Below are 21,407 nucleotides of genomic sequence, written 5' to 3' on the forward strand. Positions count from 1 at the left end.
GGGCCGGCGGGCGGGCGTTCTGCGCGCAGCTGGCGGGCGAGCTGCTGGGCCGGGCGTTGCAGAGCCTGCGGGCGGCCGGCCCCAAGGCGCGCACGGCGGAGCTGATCGCGCTGGCGCGGCTGAGCGCGGACCGCGATTGCTGAGCGCGGTCGTGTCCGGGTTTGTCGCCATGCTGCTCGTGCCGATCCTCGCCGTGCCCGTCGGCCCGCTGGCCCAGCCCACGCCGGCCTGCCGTAACGGCTTCTATCTGGTACACGGCCAGCGCCTGCGCCAGTTCGACGAGTTCGGTGACCGGTCCGAGCCGGTGGCCCGCCTGCCGGTGACGCTGAACGCGGCTGGCTACGTGCCGGGCGCGGATGTCCTGATTGGACTGTCCGGCGGGCGGGTCGTGAATGTCGACCGGGCGGGCACGGTCACGGATCGGGGCGCCGCACCGGCGGGGCTTGCCGGAGCGAACGCGGCGACCGTCAGCGGGGGCAGGTGGCTGGTGCGCGCGGGCGGCGAGCTGGTCGCGGTCGACACGTCGAGCCTGGCCGTGGTGCGCCGGGTCGGCCTGTCCGCACACATCGATGTGGACGACTGGGACGTGAATCCGGCCGACGGCAAGCTTTACGGGCTGGCGACCGGGTTGCTGCAGACCAGTTTGGTGCGCGTCGATCCGGCCAGTGGGGAGGTGGCGCGGGTGTTCTCGTTCGGGCTGCTGCCGCTGACCGACAGCTACGGCGCCGTGGCCGTCGACATGCACGGAACCCTGCACGCGCTGCACAACGGCACGGGTCGGATGTACCACATGCCACTGAGCAATCCCGCCAGGTTCACCGTGACGAACCCGGGCCTGCACAGTGGGACGTCCGATGCCGCCGGCTGCCCGGTGGAGTGGGACTACAGCACCGCACCGGACAGCTACGGCAGCGCCCGCCACACGATCACCCACGTCGGCGAACTGACGCTTGCCGCGTCTCCGGGGAGCGTTCCCGCCGACGCCACCTCGTTCGGCGTGGACGTGTCCGTCACCAACACCACCGGGCGGCCCGCGCTGCTCGCGGCCTGGCACGACTTCGACCTCGACGGCCGGTTCGGCGCTTCCGAACTGGTCACGACCACGGTCACGTCCACCGGTGTCGTCTCGCTGCACTGGCCAAGCGTCGTCGTCGGCGCGTCAGGGGATCGGGCATGGCTGCGGCTGCGCCTGTACGGCCGGAAGGCGGGCACGGTACACCCGACCGGAACGGCCAGCGGGGGCGGGGTGGAGGACTATCCAATCCGGATAGTCCGGCCCCGCGCCCCACAGGCGCCGGTTGTCCCGCCGGCAACACCACCTCCGGCGGGGGAGCAGCCACCGTCGCCGTCACCCTCGGCTTCACCGGCACCGCCGGCTTCGGCGATCGCGCGGGCGCCCAAAGTCATCGAGGCGAAACAAAAACCATCGCCGCGGCTGCCGCTGACGCTTGCCCTGTTCACCGGGATGCTCATTCCCGCGATCGTCGTCGTCGCGCGAGGCGCCGCCAGGAGAAGGAGTTCTCGATGAACATCGCGGTCATCGCCAGCATCGTCGTCGTCGCCGCGGCGGCACTGTCGGTCATCGGTTTCGTGGTGATATCGCGCAAGGTCCCGGAACGCTGGCTGGTGGCCGACGCCGACGCGGCCGGCGCCCTCTACGCGACCATCGGGATGGTGTATGCGATCCTGATCGCGCTCGCGGCCATCGCGGTGTGGGAGCCGCGCACCGACGCCGGCCAGAGCGCCGACCGCGAAGCCGACAGCCTGATCGAGGCGTCGTGGACGGCCGACGGGCTCGCACCCGCCGACCGCACCGAAATCCAGGCGCTCATCGGCGCCTACCTGCGCGACGTCGTCGACCGGGAATGGGCGAGCCTGCGCGATCGGCGCGCCGCCGCGCCCGAGACCGAGGCGCGGTTCACCCGGCTGCGCGAGCGCGTGTCGGCCGTCAATCCGGCGGACGAGCCGCAGCGAGCCGCGCATCAGCAGTTGAGCGCGCAGATCGCCGACGCGGCAAGCGCCCGCCGGGCCCGCATCGCCGCCGCCGCGGAGGGTATGCCCGGCCCGCTCTGGCCGATCCTCATCATCGGCGGGCTGATCAGCGTGATGTTCTTCTATCTGTTCGGGCTGGAGCGCACGTTCCCCAACGGGCTGATGATGGCCGTGGCCGGTGGGATGATCGCGCTGCTGCTGTTTGTGCTCTATCAGCTGGAGTATCCGTACAGCCGCAGCCTCGCCGTGGGCCCCGATAGCTTCGAAACAGCGATAAGCCAACTGAAGACGGGACGCTGAGATGCCACCCTTTCGACTGCCGAGTTTCTATTTGCCGTACCCCGCACGGCTCAACTCGCACCTCGAGGGCGCGCGCCGACACTCCAAGGCCTGGGCCCGCGACATGGGCATGCTTGAAGGCTCGGGAGTCTGGGACGAGTCCGACCTCGACGCACACGATTACGCCCTGCTGTGCTCCTACACTCATCCGGATTGTGACGCCACCGAACTGGACCTGATCACGGACTGGTACGTGTGGGTGTTCTTCTTCGACGACCACTTCCTGGAGGTGTACAAGCGCACGCGCGACCTGTCGGGCGCGGCGTCCTATCTGGACCGGCTGCCCGCGTTCATGCCGCTCGACGGGGTCGTGACGCAGGAGCCGACCAACGCGATCGAGCGCGGGCTGACCGACCTGTGGGTCCGCACGGTGCCCACGATGTCGGTGGCGTGGCGGGAGCGGTTCGTGGCCAGCACGCGGCATCTGTTGGAGGAGTCCATGTGGGAGCTCGCCAATATCAACGAGGGGCGGGTCGCCAACCCGATCGAATACATCGAGATGCGGCGCAAGGTCGGTGGGGCGCCGTGGTCGGCGAACCTGGTCGAGCACGCGGCGGGGGCGGAGGTGCCCGCGGTGATCGCGGCGTCGCGGCCGATGCGCGTGCTGCGGGATTGCTTCGCCGACGCGGTGCATTTGCGCAACGACCTGTTCTCCTACGAGCGGGAGGTGCTCGACGAGGGTGAGCTCAGCAACGGGGTGCTGGTGTTCGAGCGGTTTCTCGGGTGCGATCCGCAGCGCGCGGCCGAGGCGGTCAACGACCTGCTGACCTCGCGCCTGCAGCAGTTCGAGAACACCGTGTTCACTGAGCTTGCGCCGTTGTTCGCCGAGCATGCCGTCGGTCCGGTCGAGCAGGTGGCGGTGCTTGCCTATGTGAAGGGACTGCAGGACTGGCAGTCCGGTGGGCACGAGTGGCACATGCGCTCCAGCCGGTACACGAAGGGCGGCGGGACTGGGCTGGGCCTGAATGCTTTGGGACTCAAGCGCATCAGGAGCTTCACGCATCTGCCCTATCAGGTGGTCGGGTCGATCCGGTTGCCCGACATCAATATGCCGTACGAAGTGAGGATTAATCCGCACGAGGAGTATGCGCGGCGCGCCTCGATGGCGTGGTCGAAGCGGATGGGCCTGGTTGACGGTCCGATTTGGACGGAAGAGGAGCTGCGCGGCTACGACATCGTGCTGGCCTCCTCGACGTTCGACCCGGGCGCGACCCCGGAGCAGCTGGAGCTGAGCACCGAGTGGCTGATCTGGGGCACGTACGGCGACGACTATTTCCCGATGGTGTACGGCCGGACGCGAGACTTGTTGGGCGCCAAGGTGTTCACCGAGCGGATGGGCCTGTTCATGCCGCTGGGCGAGACCGACCCGCCGGCCGAGCCGGTCAACCCGGTCGAGCGGTCGCTGGGCGACCTGTGGCAGCGCACCATTCCCGGCATGACCCCGCGCATGCGGAGGGTGCTGCGGCGGTCCGTGCTGGACATGACCGACAGCTGGCTGTGGGAGCTGCAGAACCATACGCAGCACCGGATTCCGGATCCGATCGATTATGTGGAGATGCGGCGGCTCACGTTCGGTGCGGACCTGACGATCAGCCTCAACCGGCTCTGGCTGGGGGATGACGTGCCCGCGGCCGTACTGCGCACGACGCCCATGACGTCGCTGGAACACGCAGCCTCCGACGTCGGGTGTTTCATCAACGACATCTACTCGCTGCGCAAGGAGATCCAGCGCGAGGGGGAGCTGCACAATGTGGTGCTGGTGGCGCGCACGTTCCTGGAGTGCTCGTGGCAGGAGGCGCTGGACACCGTCAACCGGCTCATCGAGCAGCGGCGGGCGGAGTTCGAACACCTCGCGGCGGCCGACCTCCCGGCCGTCATGGACCAGCTGGAGCTCGACTCGGGCGCGCGTGCGGCGATGGCAGACTACATCGAGCGATTGAGGGACTGGATGGCCGGAATCCTGCGCTGGCACAGCATGACCAGCCGCTACCGCGAGCCCGGCAAGGTGCCCGTGCCCGCGGCCCGCCTCCCCTGGGAAACCCCCACCGGCCTCGGCACCTCGGCCGCCCGTCTGGCCGAGGCGATCCGGTTGGCCTGAGGGTTTTTCCGGTTGCGTGCGCTGCCGGGCACGGTGCTAGATTGGGCGCCTTGCACACCGGGGAGAGGGACAGTGACCAAACTCAACCAGATCATCGCGATCGAAAAGGGCGTCAAGACGGACGCGGCCAACGCGTTGACGCAGGCTTACCACGGCGTGCAGAAGGCGCCGCAGCTGTCGGGCATCGCGCGCACCTATCAGCCGCGCGACGACGAGGGCGAGCAGCTGCCGTCGGAGTCCACGCGGGTGCAGATCCGCACCGGTGAGCTGATCGGCGATGTCCGCAAGGCGCTCACCCGGATGTTCGACGTGGTGGCCACGAAGGATCAGGCCAACACGGCGGCCAAGGCCGACATCGTGGTCGATGGCGTGACCCTGGCCAAGGACGTGCCGGCGACCTATCTGCTGTTCCTGGAGAAGCAGCTGGTCGATCTGGCCACGTTCGTGCGCAAGCTGCCCGTGCTCGACCCGGCCGAGGTGTGGACGTGGTCGGATCAGGCGGGCGCCTACGCGACCGATCCGGTGAAGACGACCCGCACCAAGAAGGTGCCGCGCAACCACGTCAAGGCCGAGGCGACCGACAAGCACCCGGCGCAGGTGGAGGTCTACCACGAGGACGTCATCGTGGGTTACTGGACCACCGTGAAGTTCTCCGGCGCGATCCCGGCCAAGCAGGTCGCCGACATGCTGGAGCGGGTCGGCAAGCTCAGCGAGGCGGTGAAGAAGGCGCGCGAGGAGGCCAACGGCATCACGGTCACCGATGTGAACGTCGGCAACGCACTGCTCGGCTACGTATTCTCGTAGGCCGGGCCCACAGACGCCCCGAAAGGGGTGGGAGCACAAGCTGAAACTCAGCCTGAGCTTCACCCGACCGGCCGGCACAGTGCTGGGTTCGAATCCCGCCCCCCGCTCCACCTGCGGGGGTAGCCCAACTGGTAGAGGCACCGGCGGTCGACATCAATCTGAGGTTATCGCTCCAGATTGAACAGACGGCTGGACCGGTAAATCGACGAGCACGGACGACGGTAACCAAGTTGGAGGTTCGAGTCCTCCCGCCCGCTCCAATCGCGCGGGCGTAGCTCAATGGCAGAGCGGGGGCCACTCAATCTGATCCGTGCCGACCGTGTTATCGGTTGCGGCCCGACCTGATATGGCGCAATTGGAAGCGCGTCGGTCTTAGGAACCGATGATTGCAGGTTCGAGTCCTGCTATCAGAAACCCGGGGGCCACGCTTGGGTAGGCGTGGCCCCCACCTATCGGCGTGAACGTGGTAGAAATGGGCGCGTGTCGTTCATCGCCAGCCGGATACTCGTTCCTCTCGGCGTGGTTGGCGCCTTCTTCGGCTACTTCCAGATGGCCAAGACCATGCCCATCAACGCCGACGGCGCGAGCAACGCGCTGCAGGCGTGGGAGATGCTGCACGGCAATCCGCTGCTGAGCGGCTGGACCGTGACGGACGTGTCGTTCTACACCACCGAGCTGATCCAATACGCGCTCATCGAGGCCGTGCTCGGGCTGCATGAAAACGTCTTCCGGGTCGCCGCCGCGATGACCTACGCCCTGCTGGTCGTGCTGGCTGCCGCATTGGCCAAGGGCGACGCGACCGGGCGCCCCGCGCTGGTGCGCATGGGCGTCGCTGTGGCGATCATCATGCTCCCGCTGCCCGGGGTGAGCTATCTGGTGGTCTTCGGCGGCCCCAACCATCTGGGCACCGGCGTGCCGCTGCTGCTCATGTGGCTCGTGCTCGACCGTGGCAAGGACGCGCGCTGGGTCCCGTTCGCGATGGCCGTCCTGCTCGCGTGGGGGCAGATCGCCGATCCGCTCGTGTTCTACATCGGCGCGATTCCGCTTGCCCTGGTCTCGGCATATCGCCTGATCCGGGCGCGCACCTACCGCGGCCCGGACGCGCACCTGCTCCTGGCCGCCGCCGCTTCCGTCCTGTTAGGACGAGGCGCGCTGGCGGTCATCTCCGCGCTGGGCGGGTTTTCGACGCACGCCCCGCCGACCCAGTTCGCGCCGCTGACCGACTGGCCCGAGCACCTGCGCCTGCTCGCCGTGGTCACGGCGGCCAACTTCGGCGGATACCTGCCCGACGCCGATGACCCGGTGCACTTCGCCGCGGCCATCGTGCGCCTGGCCGGGCTCGGGCTGGTCCTCGCCGCGGTCGTCGCGACGCTCGTGGCCCTGCTGCGCCGCCCGCTGGGCAACCGGGTGACCCAGATCCTGGCGCTCGCGATCGTGCTCAACCTCGCCGCGTTCGTGGCCTCCACCCTGCCCACCGACCTCATGTCGGTGCGGCAGGTCAGCGTCGTGCTGCCGCTGGGCGCCGCGCTCGCGGGCCGGGTCTGCGCCGACTGGCTCGCCGAGCGCAAGGCGGCGCTCGTGCTGAGTCCCGTGCTCGTGTTCTTCACGGCGCTGTTCGTCTGGCAGGCCGCCGCCCCGGCCTGCGTCGACCCCAAGCGCGACCTGGTCGCCTGGCTGGAGTCCGAGCGCCTGTCCCACGGCATCGGCGGCTATTGGAACGCCAGCGACCTGAGCCTGATATCGGGTGGCGATCTGCTGGTGGCGCCGGTCATCCAGGGCGACGAGATTAAGTCGTACCGGTGGGGTTCGCGCGCCCAGTGGTATGACCCGCAGCAGCATGACGCCCGCTTCGTGGTCATCGACACGTCGGGGGCCGGCCGGCGCACCGTCGACGCGGCGCTGCGTCAGTTCGGCCAACCGGTGCAGCGCCGCGATTTCGCCCACTTCGCCGTGCTGGTCTACGGGCACAACCTCCTGGTCGGGCTGCCCGCATACTGCGTGCCCGAACACGCGGCGAGCATGGCGCAGTGCCCGCCGCTGTCCGCAGTGGAGTCCCAGCTGCTCAAGTCGTTGGCCCCGGGCGAGGCGAGGCCGGGATGACGCGCCGCATGAAGTCGGTGCAGTGTGCCGCAGCGGCGTCGGGCAGCTGCAGATCGTTCCACACCTGCCCGGTCCGTCCCGAGTCGGTGTAGCCCAGCGCCGGGAGGTGCCCCTGGCACGTGGCCTCGCCGCCGGTCAGCAGATAGACCGCGTGCCGGGCCGACAGGCGCGGTGCGGCGAACGACGTGCCCTGCATGCCGGCCGAGCCCACGGCCCAGCTGCCGTCCATCACCACCTCACCGCTGTTGGAGTAGAAGGCTCGCGACCCCTGTGCCTTCTGGCTCGCGCTGACACTGAGCACCGCGTTCCACACGGCGGGCGCGAACGGGAACGCGAACCGCACACGCCTTGGCAGCGATCCGGTGTCGTCCCTGACCAGTACCCCGTTTCCGGCCGCCGCGACGGGAATCACGCGCAGCTCCTTGACGCCGAACTCGCCCTCGATGATCAGCTTGAGCGGGTCGTTGAACGTGCGCTCCCGCACCTGGCCCTCGTTCTGCTTGATGATCTGGCCGTAGAACTCGCTCACCGCAGCGCGTCTGCGGATGGGCTCCAGGCCGTCGGCCGGGTCGGCGCGCAGGATCCGTTCCTCGCGCCCGTCGGCGTCACGCACCAGGTCGTCCAGCGCGCTCTGGAACCGCCGCAAACCCGGATGGGCGTCGATGAGGGCCTGATAGTTGGCGAGGATTTCGGCCACACTGAACCGGCCCATCTCCTTGAGCCACTGCGCGACATTGCACGGCGCGATGACGAAGCTCATGTTGAGCACGAACCGGCTGAACTTCACCTTGCTCGCCCGCATCGCGCCGACCGTGTCGCGCAGCCGGTCGGCGATGTCGCCGGTCGTGCTGCGGTCGTGGTCCATGCCGACCAGAAGCACCACACTGTCGCGATAGGACCACTCGCTGAGCCGGGTGATCCCGGCCGCGGAGTCCAGACCGTAGTCGGCCCTTGGTCGTGCCGTCGCGGTGGTCAGCCCGGCGGTGGTGTTGAGCTGCTGCTCCAGCAGGTTGTACACGGCCTTGCCGTGGGATTCGCCGTCGGGCAGGTCATCGCCCGCGCCCTGGTCGCCGACGACGTTGACGTCCTCAGGGGAGTAGGGACAGTTGGCGGCCGGCGAGAATTCCGTGGGCCTCGCCGGTACCTCCTGAAAATTGTCAATAACAAGAATCGCCACATTGCCGATGTCCTCGGCCGGTGCGGCGGGCTCGGTGCAGCCCACCACCCCGAGCGTCGCCGCGAGCAGGAGTGCGATCGCGGACCCGATCATGCGCATGCTGCCCCATTCCCGGTCAGTTGAAGTAGCCGAAGTCGTTCATCATCTGGCGCAGCCCGGTGTGCCGCTCGGTCTGGCCCAGCTTTTCGTAGAGACGCAACGCCTCGCTGAGATGTTTGCGCGCCGTGACGGCGCTTTCCTGGGCGTGGCGGTCGATGCCGAGCGCGTGATGGGTCAGCGCCAGCAGATTGTCGTCGCCGGTGGCCAGCGCGATCGCCTGCGCCTGCTCGTGCCGCTCGATGGCGGCGCACACGCCGAGTTCGAATTCGGCGGTGCCCAGATTGTTGAGGAAGAATGCCTCGAACCGCCGCATCCCGAGGTTTTGCGCGATGCCGATGCCGCGCAGGGTGAGTTCGCGCACCCGCCGATAGTCGCGCCGCGCGAAGGCCGCGACGTTGTGCTGCTCCAGCACGTGCAGCAGCGCCCTGTCGTCGGCAATCGCGTAGGCCTGGTCGAAGTGTGCCTCCGCCTGCTCGTGTCTGTCCAACATGGACAGCACCTTGCCGAGCACGCTCAGCAGCACCACTTTTCGCTGTACGGTGGGCGCGAGATCCAGAGCCTCCTGATAGGACTCTTGCGCGGACTCCAGGTCGCCCTGGTGGTAGTGGGCGTTGCCGCGCTTGCTCAGCAGCAGATGCAGTCGTGGCACGTCACCGCCGCGGCGCAACAGGTCGATCGCGTCGTCGAGCAGCCGCAGCACGCCGAACGTGTGTCCCTTGAGGTCCAGATATCCGCCGCCCGCGATGCTCTCGACGATGTCGAGAAACGCGTCCGGATCACACTCACGCGCCCGCCCGGCGGCGGCGACCACATTGGACATCTCCGACTCCAGCAGGTCGTGATCGGCGCGGTAGCGTTTGACGAACTCCCCGACCGCCGCCAAATCTTTGTCCTTTATGGACACGTAGCTGTGGGTCAGGTCGTGAATCGCGTAGTACCGGCTTCCCGGCAGCCGCTTGGCCAGGCTCAGGTCCACGAGCGCGTGCAGCCCGGCCAGGACGCGTGTCGGGTCTGCGTTCAGGTGGATGGCCAGCAGATCGACGGTCGCGCCGGGGCTGTGGAACGCGCCGAACGCGCGCAACACGTCGCGTGCGAAGGCGTCGTCCAAAGTGGACCAGGTGTTGTCGAGCAGGCGCCTGATGCTTTCCCGGCCAGAGGCGGCGAACCCGCCCGGCATGGCCAGGTCGTGTGGCGCGTCGGTGATCTGGGCGCGCAGCTCGCCGGGCGTGGCACCGTACTGCCGCAGATGATGCCCGGCAATCTCAATCGCATAGGGATGGTGGCCCAGGTCGGCACACAGCCGGGCGGCCTGCGGCTCGCTCAGGCAGGCTTCGTCCTTGGCGTGCAAGGAAAGCAGGCGCACACCATCCACAGCGGACAGTCCGGCGACCTCGAAATGATGGTCCAGCCCGAGTTTGAGCCGCGACGTGACGATGACGGGCAGGCCGTCGGGCATCGCGCGCAGCAGCGTGTGCAGCGCCTCGGCCTGCCACGCGTCATCGATGACACACAGCCCGAGCCCGAGCCGCCCGATGAGGTCGCGCACGGCGAGCACCCGGGTGTCGCCCGTGCCGCGCTCGCTGTGCTTGGGCGTCAGGCCGCGAACCAGCGCGTCGAGCACCAGGTCGGGATCTGCCACGCCGTGGCGCAGCCACAGATACGGACCCGTGCCCGCCTCGATGCGCTGGTCGGCCAGGGTCGCCGCGAGCGCGGTCTTGCCGCTGCCGGCCATCCCGTACAGCAGCACCTGCGCGCCCCGGTCGAGCAGCGGCGAGATCTGGTCGGCGAGGTCCCGGCGGCCAATGAGCTGTTCCGGGCGGTTGAGCTTGTTGACCGGCGTGTCGTAGAGGACGATTTCGAGCCGGGCCGACAGCTGCTCATCCATCACCTCGGCCGCCGGCTCCCGCGGCGCGGCCTCCTGCTGAGAAGCGTTCCATGCCAGTACCGCCCGGCGGCGCAGCGATTCGGCGCGCTCGATATCCCCGTCGAGGTGCTCCACCAGCAGTTCGAGGTTGCCCCGGCCGATCAGGCGGGCACCGGTGAAGAAGGCCGAAAGTGTGCTCGGAGCGAGCGCGACCGCCCGGCCCATCTCGGCTAGCGACGGCCGGCCCGCCCCGGCGTGCAGGCTGTCGAGATAGGACAACAGGGCGAGCACGGGTCCGTCGGCTGGCCACCTGTCCTTGCTGAACCGCGCCACGGCCCGAACGTAGATGTTTGGGTCGATATAAAGCACGCTTCTGTCGGCTCTTTATCAACCTCCGCACTTCTTTCGCGATTCGTTCGCAGAACGTTCGACCCGGGCGGGCGCCCCCGACGCTGAAGCGACCAATCGTCACTGCAAAGGGAGGGAACATGCACACAGGTCATCGCCGGTTGACCACGCTCGCCCTGGCAACACTGCTCGTGCTCGGTTTCGGCCACGTCGCTGCGGCCAACGCGGCCGAGGGCGTCACGGTCGACGAGTCCAAGGTCGACGCGCTGGCTCTGTCGGTGTCGGAGGAGCGCGCGACATTCGGCGGAATCAGCGTCGACGGGGACGGCAAGCTGACCGTGCGCTACGCGGGAGCGGCCGGCTTGATCAACGCCAAGACCAAGCTCGCCAAGCACACGGGTGTCAAAGTGGACGGCGGCAAGCGGAGCAAGGTCGATTTCGTCGAGGTGAAGCGCAGCCTCAGGGAGCTCGACGCGGTCCGGGACCGGCTCAAGCGGGACGCCGCGCTGAAGAAGGTGCTCTCGCGGCACTTCGTCGACGTCGAGCGCAACATTGTGTCGGTGGGGGTCACGCAGCTCACCCCGGAGGTCGAGCAGGGCGTCAAGGCGCAGTTCGGTGAGCTGGTCGAGCTGCACGTGGCGGCGCGGGAGAAGCGGGCATCGTCACGGACCGACGACTTCGAGCCGTGGGCGGCGGGCATCCGGATCAACGCGAGCACGGGCGGGTGCACGGCCGCGTACGTCATCCGCAACACGACCACGCCGACATGGAAGCGGTTCGTGACGGCCGGGCACTGTGGACCGTACGGCACCAACTGGTACAACAACGGTGACTACGTGGGCTGGTCGGTGTTCAGCGAGCTGACAGAGGACAGGTTCGACTACGCGTACATCGGCGGCAGCACATACACGCCTTGGACGTACACGGGCTCGGCCACGAGCACGAGCGGTCTGCCGATCACGGGAACGTACCTGTCGCTCGTCGGGCGCAAGTTCTGCACCAACGGGGCCACGTCCGGCGAGACGTGCCAGGGCACTGTCACGGCCATCGACTCATGCGTCACGTTCAGCGATGGCATCACGACATGCTTCCTGGACGTGCTGCAGTCCGACTTCGGCGGCGCGATGGCGCGGCCCGGCGACAGCGGCGGTGCAGTGATCGCGTACGTCGGCGGGCAGTTGAAGATCGGCGGCATCATCATCGGTGGAAGCAATCCCGCCTACTTCCACTCCTATCACTACCTTCAGCAGTCCGGCTGGACCGTGGACTTCTAGGGTCACCGCAAGCGGGTGCCGGCGCTTTCCTCGCGTCGGCACTCTTTCGCGTGCGCGGGCACGCGAATCACCCGCGGACGGCCCACCCGACCCGTCCGGCGCTATCGCTGGATCAGCCTGTTAAGGCACCGTTTTCTCGATCGCGGCCGGGCCCCACTGCTCGAGCTCCCGCCGCGCCCGCTCAACATTTTTGGGCGTGGGATCCATGCCCCAGGCGACGGCCAGGTCCTCCGGATCCCAAGGCTGGTCGGCACCCGTGCGGAACACGAGACGTCGAGGAGTTTCGAGGGGTGGATTGGCGTCCTCAAACATGATTCACTCCCGTCTTTGTCGGGCTTCTCCACCCTCCCACACCTGGACCGATCGCGCGAGCGCTCTCGCCATCATTACGCAAGCCGGGAGCGTCGCGTGAGCAGTTGCTCAGGCTCAGACCAGGACCGGGTCGAATCCGGACACAGCTTCCCGACCGACCGGGCGTTCCACCTCTTGGTTGCGTCGAGTGAGCCGAGCGCGGGCGAGCGACTCCAGTCGCGGAAGATCCACCTCCCGGGTCATCAAGCGCAGCGGCATGACAAGGACAGCTTGTGCGGGAGGGCCCGGCAACCCCGGTGCCGGGCCCTCCCGCCGCTTGCGTCGGTCCTATCCCGGGACTCCCGAGCTGACGTGGATGACGACCACCCCGTTGCGCAGCGTCTTGCCCGTCGGGCTGGTGCCCGCGGCGGTGCCGGCAGGGCAGGGCGAAGGCACGGGCCGCCGCGATTCCACCTCGGCCTTGAAGCCCGCGCCCTTGATCATGGCCTGCGCCTCGGGGATGGGCTTGCACGTGACGTCCGGGATGGCCGCCTGCGGGCCGGTGATGAGCCGAGAGGTCTTCGGCGCGGGGAACTGCACGTCCGGCAGATCCCGCACCGCCGCGGCGAGCGCGTGCTGCACGGCCGGGTTGATCCCGCGGTCGCCCTTGTGCTTCATCTTCTGCGTGGTGTCGGGCCAGTCCGGATCCACCAGGAAGCCCGACATGGCCAGCTGCTTGGTGGCGATGGTCAGGGTCGCGGTGCTCTCGTTGTCGCTCGTGCCGGTCTTGCCGAAGATGGGCTTGCCGATGATGCCCCGCGAATCGCTTGCCGTGCCGCCGGTGCACTTGCCGAGGCCGCCCCGGTCGCCCACCGGGCAGCGCCCGGCGTCGATGGCCGCGCGGGCGACCTCGCGGTCGATCGCCTGGTTGCATTTTGGCGCGCCGACCGCGAGCTGCTCGCCCCGGTTGTTGAACACGGCCTCGATCGGCGTGGGCTCGCAGTAGAGGCCGTCGGCGGCGAGCGTGGCGAACGCGTTGGCGATCTGCAGCGGCGGATGGGTGGAGATGCCGAGCGTGAACGGCGACCAGATCCTCGCGCTCTGCGTCGAGCTGGCGAAGTCGTCGTCCTCGGTGCCCGGGTCGTTGTAGAACGTGATGCCCATGCGCCGGGCCGTGTCCATCACCTTGTCGCCGCCGACGATGTCGAACAGCGGCACGAAGTAGGTGTTGACGGACAGGCCGAACCCCGACCACATGTTGTGCGGGCCGATCGGTGTGCTGGAGCTGCTGTTGGGCGGGCACCACATGCCACCGCAGTTGGGATCTTTCTTGTACGGGTACTTCGACACGGCCTGCGCCTGGGTGTTGATCACATAGTCCAGCGGGAGCCCGTTCTCCAGCGCGGCGATGAGCGTGAACATCTTCATCACGGAGCCGGGCCGGTACCCCTGGAAGGAGGGGTCTGTCGAAAGCAGCGGGTTGGTGGTGTTGGGATAGGTGCCCTTGGTGCCGGGCGCGGCGGCCGGGTTGGTGTGCTGGCCGTTCTCGCCCTTGGTGTCGAGCTTGAAGTGACGGTTGACGGCCAGCGCGCGCACCTTACCCGATCCGGGCTCGATCGCCGAGAGCATCAGCGCCTGCGGCTCGCCGATCGGCGCGTATTTGGTGGCGTTGTCGAACGCGGCCTGCTGCGCATTGACGTCCAATGTGGTCTGGATGCGGAATCCGCCGGAGCGCAGCTGCCGCTCGCGGTCGTAGTCGGTGCCGCCGAACACCTCCTGCTTGAGCCACCACCGGTGGAAGTAGTCGCAGAAAAAGCCCCAGTGGTTGGTGAGCACCTGCACGCACCCGTTGGGCGTCTTGGCATCCGAGATCTTCAGCTCCTCCGCTCTGGCCTCGGCGCCCTGCTCCGCCGTGAGGTGTCCCATTTGGACCATCTCACCGATCACGTAGTTGCGCCGCGTGACGGCCTCCTGCCGGCCCGACGCCTTGTCCAGCTTGCCCGGGAACTTCACCAGCCCGGCGAGGAAAGCGGCCTGCGCGACCGTCAGATCCTTGGGGTGCTTGCCGAAGTACACCTGGCTGGCGGCGAAGATGCCGTAGGCGCGGCTGCCGAAATAGGCGGTGTTCAAATACTTTTCGAGAATGTCCTCTTTGGACATCCGCCGTTCCAGCGCCAGCGCGTAGTTCACCTCAAGCAGCTTGCGCCGGTTGGTGTTCTCGGTGGCCTCGATGACGCCCTGTGGCGTGTTGTCCAGCGAGTAGGTCAGCGACATCCGGACCAGCTGCATGGTGAGTGTCGACGCGCCCTGCTGCACCTCGCCCGAGGTCTGGTTGGTGATGAACGCCCGTGCCATGGCCTTGGTGTCCACGCCGTTGTGGTCATAGAACTTCTGATCCTCGGCGGCGAGAATCGCTTGCTGCACCATCACCGGAATGTCGGACAGCGGCAGATCGCTGCGATTTTCATCAAACATGACCGCGATCAGAGTCTTGTTATCAGACGCATACACATAGGTGTTTTGCGGCGACCGCTTGACCGTCAGCTCGTCGGGCAGATGGGCGAACGTCTCACCTCCAGCCTTCGCCATCAGGCCCGTCGCGGCGAGCACCGGAAAAATCGCTGCGGCCAGCACGGCGCCGGAAAGGATGGCGCACAGCAGCAGCTGTGAGAGTTTGCCGATCAGATTGACCACGAATAGCAAGACGCGTGAGTGGGCGTGAAAGTTGCACGCTCTTTTGTCACGACTCGGGTTGGTCATATTCGTCCGGATAGCGCAGGCGGGCATGCTGGAACGGTCGCCAATCCTGATCGCCGTCGGCGGTGACGTGGAAATCGTGGTTGAAGTCGCTGCCGTGCGACTGGGTCGAGGACTGGCGCGGCTCAAGTTTGGCCGGATGGAAGCGTGTGCCATGACGCTGCTGGTGATTGTCGAGGCAGTGACGCGCACCCGCCGTGCGACCGCGGGGCGGTTGGCCTATGCGGTGTGGGTGGAGGCGTCGCGCGAAACGAGGTTGGCGCGATTTTGTGGCGGCCGGGCTATTGACGCTCGGCGAGGAACTGCTTGGCCAGCCGCTTCGGCGCCTGGGCGAGCCACGCCTCGACAAGCAGCTCCTCCAGCTCGGGCTTGCTGATCTTGTCGAGCTGGACCAGGATCGCCGGGTAGCCGTTGAAGTGCGGCGTGGTGAAATAGACTGCGGGGTCGTCGGCCAGGAGCGCCTCCTTGGCCCCGAGGTCGGGCACCCGCGCGCCGAGGATGGGCCCGTCGGGCGCCGAATCACCGAGCGCCTCCAGGTCGGCCTTGCGCAGCGGGCGCTCCCACGCGATCAGCTTGTCTTTGACCTTCCACTGCAGCGAATCGTCGCGCTCGGTCGTCTCGGGCAGCCCGAGGGCGATCCTGCGCACGTCCTCCCATGTCGCCATGCCCTCACGATAGACCGACCCACCGACACCGGACCGATGCCTTGTCACCCGAGGTATCGGGTCATAGGAGGCTTCCGTGGTGGACGACCCCGGACTCGACCGGATCCGGCTGGAGCTTGCCTGCGGGACCACCGAGCTCGCGGTTTTGTCCATTTTGGACACCGGCCGGCGTTACGCGGAAGCACTGCTTCATCACCGCCAGCGGCCGGACCCGCCTGGCGATGCGGCGCACCGAGTGGGCCAGCCTCATCGAAGGCATGTGGACCCTGCCCTGCTCTGGTCGATCGGCCTGCTCGCCGTCCTGGAGAGGCGCACCGGCACGGCGCCGGGCAAGCGTCTGCTCGGCCTGCGCGTGGCAGCGGCCGCCCTTCGGCTTCTGGGTCAACGATGACCAACCAGAGGGCCTACACACGTGCCGTGCTGGAGTTTGTGACCCCTACTCCCGACCGTGCGAGCGACGGCCCCGGCGCGACAGCGCGTCCAGGATGACCGCGGCGAGCAGCACGGCGGCCGTGATCATGTAGCGGATGGACGATTCCAGCTGGAGCAGGAACATGCCCGACGTGATCGAGCCGAGCACGACGCTTCCGAGCAGCGCGCCGTACGTGCTGCCGCGCCCGCCGAACAGGCTGACCCCGCCGATGACCGCCGCCGCGATCGCCACGAGCAGCACGTCGCCCGCGCCCGTCGACTGCCCTGCCGAGTAGCCCCGCGAGGCGGTGAGAATCCCGCCGAGCGCGGCCAGAAACGACGCGAGCGCGAACACGGAGATGCGGATGGCCGTGATGTTGATGCCCGCCCGCCGCGCGGCCTCCGCGTTGCCGCCGACCGCGAAGATGTTGCGCCCGTACCGCGTGCGGCGCAGGACGAGATCGATGACCGCCACGATCCCGACGAGAATGAGCAGCGCCACCGGCACGCCCTGCCACGCGTTGAGAACAGCGACCGTCGCGCCCACGATGACGGCCAGCCCCACGATGCGCACGACCGCCTGCCGCACGGGCGTAAGCGGGAGATCCGCGGCCGTGCGCTCGCGCCGGTTCACGAGCACGGCCGCGGCATACGCCAGCACCACAAGCGCGCCCACAACCCAGCCCACCGCAGGCGGAAGGTTCGTGTGCGTGAGGTTGGCGATGAACCCCTGATACGGCAGGTTGATCGTCCCTTGTGGAGCGAGCAGGAACAGCTGCAGCCCTTGCCACCCAATGTTTCCGGCCAGCGTGACGACGAACGCGGGCACGCCAAGCTTGGCGAAGATGGTGCCGTGCAGCACGCCGATCAGCGCACCGAGCACGAGCACCGCGACCATCGCCGCGACATCACCCCACCCGTGCCGCACCGCCAGCACGGCCAGCGTGGCCGCCGCGACGCCCGCCACCGACCCCACCGAGAGGTCGATCTCGCCGAGCAGCAGCACCAGCACGACCCCCACACTGATCGTGCCCGTGGCCGCGATCTGCAGGGTGAGGTTGGACAGGTTCTGCGGGGTGAGGAACCGGTCGTTGAGCGTCTGGAACACAATCCAGATCACCACCAGGCCGATGATGACGGGCCACGCGCCGAGCTCGCCCGACTTCACGCGGGCTTTCGCCGTACCGAGAAGATTCATGGGTTTTCTTTCTTGGCACTCCGCCGGGTGACCGGGTTGTCCAGTGCTCCGGTGATCGCCTGGACGATCTGTTCCTGGCTGGTCTCGTCGGCCCGGAACTCACCCGCGTTGCGGCCGAGGCGCAGCACGACGACCCGGTCGGCCACTGCCCGCACGTCGGCCAGGTTGTGGCTGATGAGGATGACGCCCAGGCCGCGCGCCTTGAGCGTGTCGATGAGATCGAGCACCTCGGCGGTCTGCGCGACGCCGAGCGCCGCGGTGGGCTCATCGAGCAACACGACCCGAGGCTCGCCGAGCAGGGACCGGGCGATGGCCACGGATTGGCGCTGCCCGCCGGACAGGCCCGCGGCCGGCACGCGCACGCTCGGGATCCGCACGGAGAGGCTGGTGAGCAGCTCGCGTGCCTGCCTTTCCATGCCCACCTCGTCGAGCATCCCACCGCGCACGCGCTCCTGCCCGAGGAACAGGTTCGCGACCACGTCAAGGTTGTCGGCCAGCGCCAGGTCCTGATAGACGGTCGCGATGCCCAACTCGGTGGCGTCGTGCGGCTTGGCTATGTGCACGGGCCTGCCCTGCCACCGGATCTCACCGGTGTCGGCTGGGCCGACCCCGGCGATCACCTTGATGAGCGTGGATTTGCCCGCGCCGTTGTCGCCGACGAGCGCGACCACCTCGCCCTCGTACACCTCCAACTCGGCGTCGGTCAGGGCCTGCACCGCGCCGAACCGCTTGGAGATCCCGCTCATTGCGAGGATTGGCTCAGCTGATTCCGGCATCGGCGCACGCTTGGGCGTATTGGGCGGTGCAAATCTGCGCCGCGGTGTAGAAGCCGTCCTTGATGACCGTGTCCTTGATGTTGGACTTGGTCACCGCGACCGGGGTCAGCAGGACCGACGTGACGTCCTTGGTGCCGTTGTTCTTCGGCACCGTCGCCTGGGCGGTGTAGTCCTGGCCCGTCGCGGCGGCGATCGCCATCTCGGCGGCGGTCTCGGCCTCGGGCTTGATGGCCTTGTAGACGGTCATGTACTGGTCCCCGGCGAGGATTCGCTGGATGGCCGCGAGCTCGGCGTCCTGTCCCGTCACGGGCGGGATGGTGGTGAAACCGCCGCCCTTCATGGCCGCGATCGCCCCACCGGCGGTGCCGTCGTTGGCCGCGTAGACGCCGATGATGTTGTCCCGGCCGATCGCGGTAATGGCCTGTTCCATCTCGTCCTGTGCCTGGTCGGGCGACCAGTCGGGCGTGTCGTACTCCTGGCCGATATTGACCTTTCCATCGAGTACGGAGTGGGCGCCCGCCTTGAAGTCGGCCGCGTTGGGGTCGGTCGGTGAGCCGTTGATCATCACGATCTGTCCGCGCTTCGGGTCGCCGCCCGCGCTGAGCGCGTCGATCAGCGCCTGGCCCTGCACCTGTCCGACCTTGTTGTTGTCGAATGACACGTAGTAGGTCACCGGGCCGCTGGCAAGCCGGTCGTAGGCCACGACCGGTACCTTCTGGTTGACCGCGTTGGTGACGATGCCGCCCGCCGCCTTGGCGTCGACCGCGTCGAGGATCATGACTTTGACGCCCTGGGTCAGCATGGCCTCGGCCTGCGACTGCTGCTTGGCGCTGTCCTGATCGGCGTTCTGGTAAAGGATTTCGCACTTGGGGCACAGCTGCTTGAGCTTGGCCTCCATGTATGGCCGGTCAAAGGATTCGTATCTGGTGGTCTTCGATTCGGGCAGCAGGAGTCCGATCTTGAAGCCGTTCTGGACGCTCTCGCTCCCGGTGGTCGTGCCGTTGCCACCGCCCCCGCCGCCGCAGCCGCTCGCCACTGCCAGGACACCGCTGAGCAGGGCAGCTAGGACGAGCGCAGGCTTGCGCACACTGTTCATGGATCAAGAATTACACGCATTTACCAAAAACCCGGCTATTTCGGAGCGTTTTGCCCGCATTCCCGGCCGGCCACAACTCATCGGTGAGCCGGATTTCGCCAGGTCACCGTGGGTATGTCAGGGACCGAAGCCGCCAGACGGATCACAAGGGGGAAGCGATGATCAGCAGAGATCAAGTGCAGATGCTTTCGGGCGCCAAGGTGATCGACCGCACCGGTGACAAGGTGGGGTCGGTCGGGCAGATCTACGTCGATGACCAGACCGGCCAACCCGCGTGGGTCGCTGTGCGCACGGGAATGTTCGGCATGACGGAGAGCCTCGCGCCGTTGGACCGGGACGCCACCCTGTCGGAGGGCACCTTGCGCATCTCGGCATCGAAGCAGCAGGTCAAGGACGCGCCGCAGATCGAGCCGGAGTCCGGTCACCTGAGCGAGTGGTCCGCGGCCGAGCTTTACCGGTACTACAACATGCCCTACAGCAGCCGGCTCGGCGACACCGGTGACCGCCGGCAGCAGCAGGCCGCCAACCTCAGGCGTAGCGAGACCACGGCGCAGCGGGACACCGCGGCGCAGAGCATGGCCGACAAGGGCAAGAACCTCAACCTGACCCGCTACGAGGAACAGTTGCGCGTCGGCAAGGAGCAGGTCGAGACCGGCCACGTGCGGCTGCGCAAGCACGTGGTGACCGAAGACGTCAACGTCCGCGTGCCGATCAGCCACGAGGAGGTACGCGTCGAGCGCACGCCGGTCAAGGGGACCGCGAGGGCCACGCAGCACGAGTTCGCCGACGAGAGCGTCGACATGACCCTGCACGCCGAGCGGCCGGTGGTCAGCAAGGAGAGCGTGCCCGTCGAGGAGGTGCACTTGACCAAGGAGACCCGCACCGAGGAGCAGCCCGTCCGGGGCACCGTGCGCAAGGAGCGGATCGAGGTCGAGGAGGGGACCGAGACGGCGACCGATCGGGAACGCCGGTACCGGCAATGACCACTGCTCACCCCGGCCGGCGCTTCACGCGGCTTGGGTGAGCGGCTTGCGCTTTTACGCGGCTTGGGTGAGCGGCTTGCGCTTTAAGTCGCTTGGGTGGGCGGCTTGCGTTTGCGCGGCCTGACTGGGCGGCTTGCGTTTGCGCGCCCTGGGTGGGCGGCTTGCGCTTTTACGCGGCTTGGGTGGGCGGCTTGCGCTTTTACGCGGCTTGGCTGGGCGGCTCGCGCTTACGCCGCCTGGGTGAGCAGCTCGCGCGACAGCCGGTCGGTGGGCCGGTAGAGCGCGAACAGCACGACGACCACCAGTGCGGCGACGGCGGTGGCGGCGGGGCCGGTGAAGCTGAGCATCTCCAGCGTCACGGGCCCCAGCGCCTGCGCCGAAAGCAGCATGCCGGCCAGACCGAGCGCGATGCCCGCACCGCCCGCGGGCAGGGCCGCCGTGCGCGTGAGCCCGGCGCCGAGCGCGAACGCGGTCCCGCCAAGCGTGAGCAGGCTTTCGCCCAGCGCGAGCCCCGCGGCGGCGGCGAACCCGCCGAACGCTTCCCATGGCGCGAGCCTGTCAAGGATCGCGGCCAGTGTGGCGCCGGCGATGGCCGCGCCCATTGGCACGGCGAAGTCAAGCGCGCTCGTGGGTGTGGACGCGCCGGAAACCAGCGTCGTCACCGGCACCGCGAGCGCGAATCCGAGCACCGGCCACCGGGCCAGATCGAGCCCGCCCAGCGAGCCCGCATGCCACGCCAGCACGAGCCCGGCCAGCGCGGCCACGCCCAACGCCGAATATCTGGCCCACGAGCCCGGGCCGAGCTCCTCGACGGCCGCGCTGCGCGCGACCAGGCCCGCCATCACGATGACACCCACCGCCACGACCACACCGATCGTGCCGGACGCCGCCCGCGGCGGTTCCTGCCGCCACGCGAGCACCACCGCGAGCACGAAAACCGCAAGGTGCACAAGGAAACCCGGCCACGACTCGGCCCGTGGCAGCCCCAGCACGGGACTGCTCGCCGCGATGCCCGCAGCCAGGCCCGCGCCGATGGCGAGCCGTTCCGGGCCGGACACGCACCCGGCCGCGACCGCGAGCCCGCCCGCCGCCAGCCCACCGGAAGCGGCGGTCACCAGGACCCAGGCGACGGTCG

Annotated in this window: 17 protein-coding genes and 2 tRNA genes; 10 read left to right on the forward strand and 9 right to left on the reverse strand. The window is 68.2% G+C overall.

What is annotated here, in order from left to right:
* Window positions 1-151: 151 nt before the first annotated feature.
* The 7 genes from DM816_RS27295 to DM816_RS27320 all read left to right on the forward strand — a co-directional run bounded on the left by DM816_RS27295 (window position 152) and on the right by DM816_RS27320 (window position 7,333).
* Window positions 152-1,528: a DUF6923 family protein gene (locus tag DM816_RS27295; RefSeq protein ID WP_162907895.1), complete on the forward strand. Its 1,377-nt coding sequence runs from the start codon at window positions 152-154 to the stop codon at window positions 1,526-1,528.
* Complete coding sequence (locus tag DM816_RS27300; protein ID WP_117213262.1) at window positions 1,525-2,292, forward strand: bestrophin-like domain; 768 nt, start codon at window positions 1,525-1,527, stop codon at window positions 2,290-2,292. Before DM816_RS27295 ends, DM816_RS27300 begins: the two co-directional genes overlap by 4 nt.
* Window position 2,293: 1 nt before the next feature.
* Window positions 2,294-4,429 (forward strand): terpene synthase family protein, encoded by a 2,136-nt coding sequence (locus DM816_RS27305; RefSeq protein WP_117213263.1) that lies wholly within the window; start codon window positions 2,294-2,296, stop codon window positions 4,427-4,429.
* Between the two features lie 72 nt (window positions 4,430-4,501).
* Window positions 4,502-5,233 carry a DUF7873 family protein gene (locus DM816_RS27310; RefSeq protein WP_117213264.1) on the forward strand — a complete coding sequence of 244 codons (732 nt, stop codon included), beginning with the start codon at window positions 4,502-4,504 and terminating at the stop codon, window positions 5,231-5,233.
* A gap of 113 nt (window positions 5,234-5,346) precedes the next feature.
* Window positions 5,347-5,493: transfer RNA gene (locus tag DM816_RS42955), tRNA-OTHER, on the forward strand.
* An 80-nt stretch (window positions 5,494-5,573) separates the two neighbouring features.
* Window positions 5,574-5,646: transfer RNA gene (locus tag DM816_RS27315), tRNA-Leu, on the forward strand.
* A gap of 67 nt (window positions 5,647-5,713) precedes the next feature.
* A complete protein-coding gene (locus DM816_RS27320) occupies window positions 5,714-7,333 on the forward strand; it encodes a hypothetical protein (protein WP_117213265.1) in 1,620 nt (539 codons plus the stop codon).
* On the opposite strand, the gene DM816_RS27325 is transcribed toward DM816_RS27320, so the two are convergent.
* The gene (locus DM816_RS27325) at window positions 7,296-8,609 is read right to left on the reverse strand and encodes a S8 family serine peptidase (RefSeq protein WP_117213266.1); all 1,314 of its coding nucleotides are present in this window, start codon (window positions 8,607-8,609) and stop codon (window positions 7,296-7,298) included. The genes DM816_RS27320 and DM816_RS27325 overlap by 38 nt on opposite strands.
* Window positions 8,610-8,625: 16 nt before the next feature.
* Window positions 8,626-10,806 (reverse strand): tetratricopeptide repeat protein, encoded by a 2,181-nt coding sequence (locus DM816_RS27330; RefSeq protein ID WP_162907896.1) that lies wholly within the window; start codon window positions 10,804-10,806, stop codon window positions 8,626-8,628.
* Window positions 10,807-10,961: 155 nt separating this feature from the next.
* Here DM816_RS27330 and DM816_RS27335 point away from each other — a divergent pair, with 155 nt between their 5' ends.
* The gene (locus DM816_RS27335; protein WP_162907897.1) at window positions 10,962-12,095 is read left to right on the forward strand and encodes a S1 family peptidase; all 1,134 of its coding nucleotides are present in this window, start codon (window positions 10,962-10,964) and stop codon (window positions 12,093-12,095) included.
* A 120-nt stretch (window positions 12,096-12,215) separates the two neighbouring features.
* Here the strand turns inward: DM816_RS27335 and DM816_RS27340 are convergent, their stop codons facing one another.
* The 3 genes from DM816_RS27340 to DM816_RS27350 all read right to left on the reverse strand — a co-directional run bounded on the left by DM816_RS27340 (window position 12,216) and on the right by DM816_RS27350 (window position 15,808).
* Complete coding sequence (locus DM816_RS27340; RefSeq protein WP_117213269.1) at window positions 12,216-12,407, reverse strand: hypothetical protein; 192 nt, start codon at window positions 12,405-12,407, stop codon at window positions 12,216-12,218.
* A 327-nt stretch (window positions 12,408-12,734) separates the two neighbouring features.
* Window positions 12,735-15,080 (reverse strand): transglycosylase domain-containing protein, encoded by a 2,346-nt coding sequence (locus DM816_RS27345; protein ID WP_162907898.1) that lies wholly within the window; start codon window positions 15,078-15,080, stop codon window positions 12,735-12,737.
* 344 nt (window positions 15,081-15,424) lie between these two features.
* Window positions 15,425-15,808: an MmcQ/YjbR family DNA-binding protein gene (locus DM816_RS27350; RefSeq protein ID WP_117213271.1), complete on the reverse strand. Its 384-nt coding sequence runs from the start codon at window positions 15,806-15,808 to the stop codon at window positions 15,425-15,427.
* Window positions 15,809-15,884: 76 nt separating this feature from the next.
* Between DM816_RS27350 and DM816_RS27355 the strand changes: the two genes are divergently transcribed.
* A complete protein-coding gene (locus tag DM816_RS27355) occupies window positions 15,885-16,199 on the forward strand; it encodes a hypothetical protein (protein ID WP_162907899.1) in 315 nt (104 codons plus the stop codon).
* Window positions 16,200-16,244: 45 nt separating this feature from the next.
* Here the strand turns inward: DM816_RS27355 and DM816_RS27360 are convergent, their stop codons facing one another.
* The 3 genes from DM816_RS27360 to DM816_RS27370 are packed head-to-tail and all read right to left on the reverse strand — an operon-like array spanning window position 16,245 to window position 19,289.
* The gene (locus DM816_RS27360) at window positions 16,245-17,417 is read right to left on the reverse strand and encodes a sugar ABC transporter permease (RefSeq protein WP_117213273.1); all 1,173 of its coding nucleotides are present in this window, start codon (window positions 17,415-17,417) and stop codon (window positions 16,245-16,247) included.
* A complete protein-coding gene (locus DM816_RS27365; protein WP_246002279.1) occupies window positions 17,414-18,163 on the reverse strand; it encodes an ATP-binding cassette domain-containing protein in 750 nt (249 codons plus the stop codon). Before DM816_RS27365 ends, DM816_RS27360 begins: the two co-directional genes overlap by 4 nt.
* Window positions 18,164-18,176: 13 nt before the next feature.
* Complete coding sequence (locus DM816_RS27370) at window positions 18,177-19,289, reverse strand: sugar ABC transporter substrate-binding protein (RefSeq protein ID WP_117213275.1); 1,113 nt, start codon at window positions 19,287-19,289, stop codon at window positions 18,177-18,179.
* A gap of 158 nt (window positions 19,290-19,447) precedes the next feature.
* Between DM816_RS27370 and DM816_RS27375 the strand changes: the two genes are divergently transcribed.
* Window positions 19,448-20,272: a DUF2382 domain-containing protein gene (locus tag DM816_RS27375; RefSeq protein WP_117213276.1), complete on the forward strand. Its 825-nt coding sequence runs from the start codon at window positions 19,448-19,450 to the stop codon at window positions 20,270-20,272.
* Between the two features lie 227 nt (window positions 20,273-20,499).
* Here the strand turns inward: DM816_RS27375 and DM816_RS27380 are convergent.
* The coding region (locus tag DM816_RS27380; RefSeq protein WP_162907900.1) for a hypothetical protein at window positions 20,500-21,407 on the reverse strand (908 nt) is incomplete at its 5' end.

This window comes from Allorhizocola rhizosphaerae, from assembly GCF_003426775.1.
GTDB lineage: Bacteria > Actinomycetota > Actinomycetes > Mycobacteriales > Micromonosporaceae > Allorhizocola > Allorhizocola rhizosphaerae.

What these genes read in the sequence shown, in the direction of transcription:
- DM816_RS27300 (WP_117213262.1), top strand. Translation starts at nt 1,525, where the DNA reads ATGAACATCGCGGTCATCGCCAGCATCGTCGTCGTCGCCGCGGCGGCA.
- DM816_RS27305 (WP_117213263.1), top strand. Translation starts at nt 2,294, where the DNA reads ATGCCACCCTTTCGACTGCCGAGTTTCTATTTGCCGTACCCCGCACGG.
- DM816_RS27325 (WP_117213266.1), bottom strand. Translation starts at nt 8,609, where the DNA reads ATGCGCATGATCGGGTCCGCGATCGCACTCCTGCTCGCGGCGACGCTC.
- DM816_RS27335 (WP_162907897.1), top strand. Translation starts at nt 10,962, where the DNA reads ATGCACACAGGTCATCGCCGGTTGACCACGCTCGCCCTGGCAACACTG.
- DM816_RS27340 (WP_117213269.1), bottom strand. Translation starts at nt 12,407, where the DNA reads ATGTTTGAGGACGCCAATCCACCCCTCGAAACTCCTCGACGTCTCGTG.
- DM816_RS27350 (WP_117213271.1), bottom strand. Translation starts at nt 15,808, where the DNA reads ATGGCGACATGGGAGGACGTGCGCAGGATCGCCCTCGGGCTGCCCGAG.
- DM816_RS27360 (WP_117213273.1), bottom strand. Translation starts at nt 17,417, where the DNA reads ATGAATCTTCTCGGTACGGCGAAAGCCCGCGTGAAGTCGGGCGAGCTC.
- DM816_RS27365 (WP_246002279.1), bottom strand. Translation starts at nt 18,163, where the DNA reads ATGAGCGGGATCTCCAAGCGGTTCGGCGCGGTGCAGGCCCTGACCGAC.
- DM816_RS27370 (WP_117213275.1), bottom strand. Translation starts at nt 19,289, where the DNA reads ATGAACAGTGTGCGCAAGCCTGCGCTCGTCCTAGCTGCCCTGCTCAGC.
- DM816_RS27375 (WP_117213276.1), top strand. Translation starts at nt 19,448, where the DNA reads ATGATCAGCAGAGATCAAGTGCAGATGCTTTCGGGCGCCAAGGTGATC.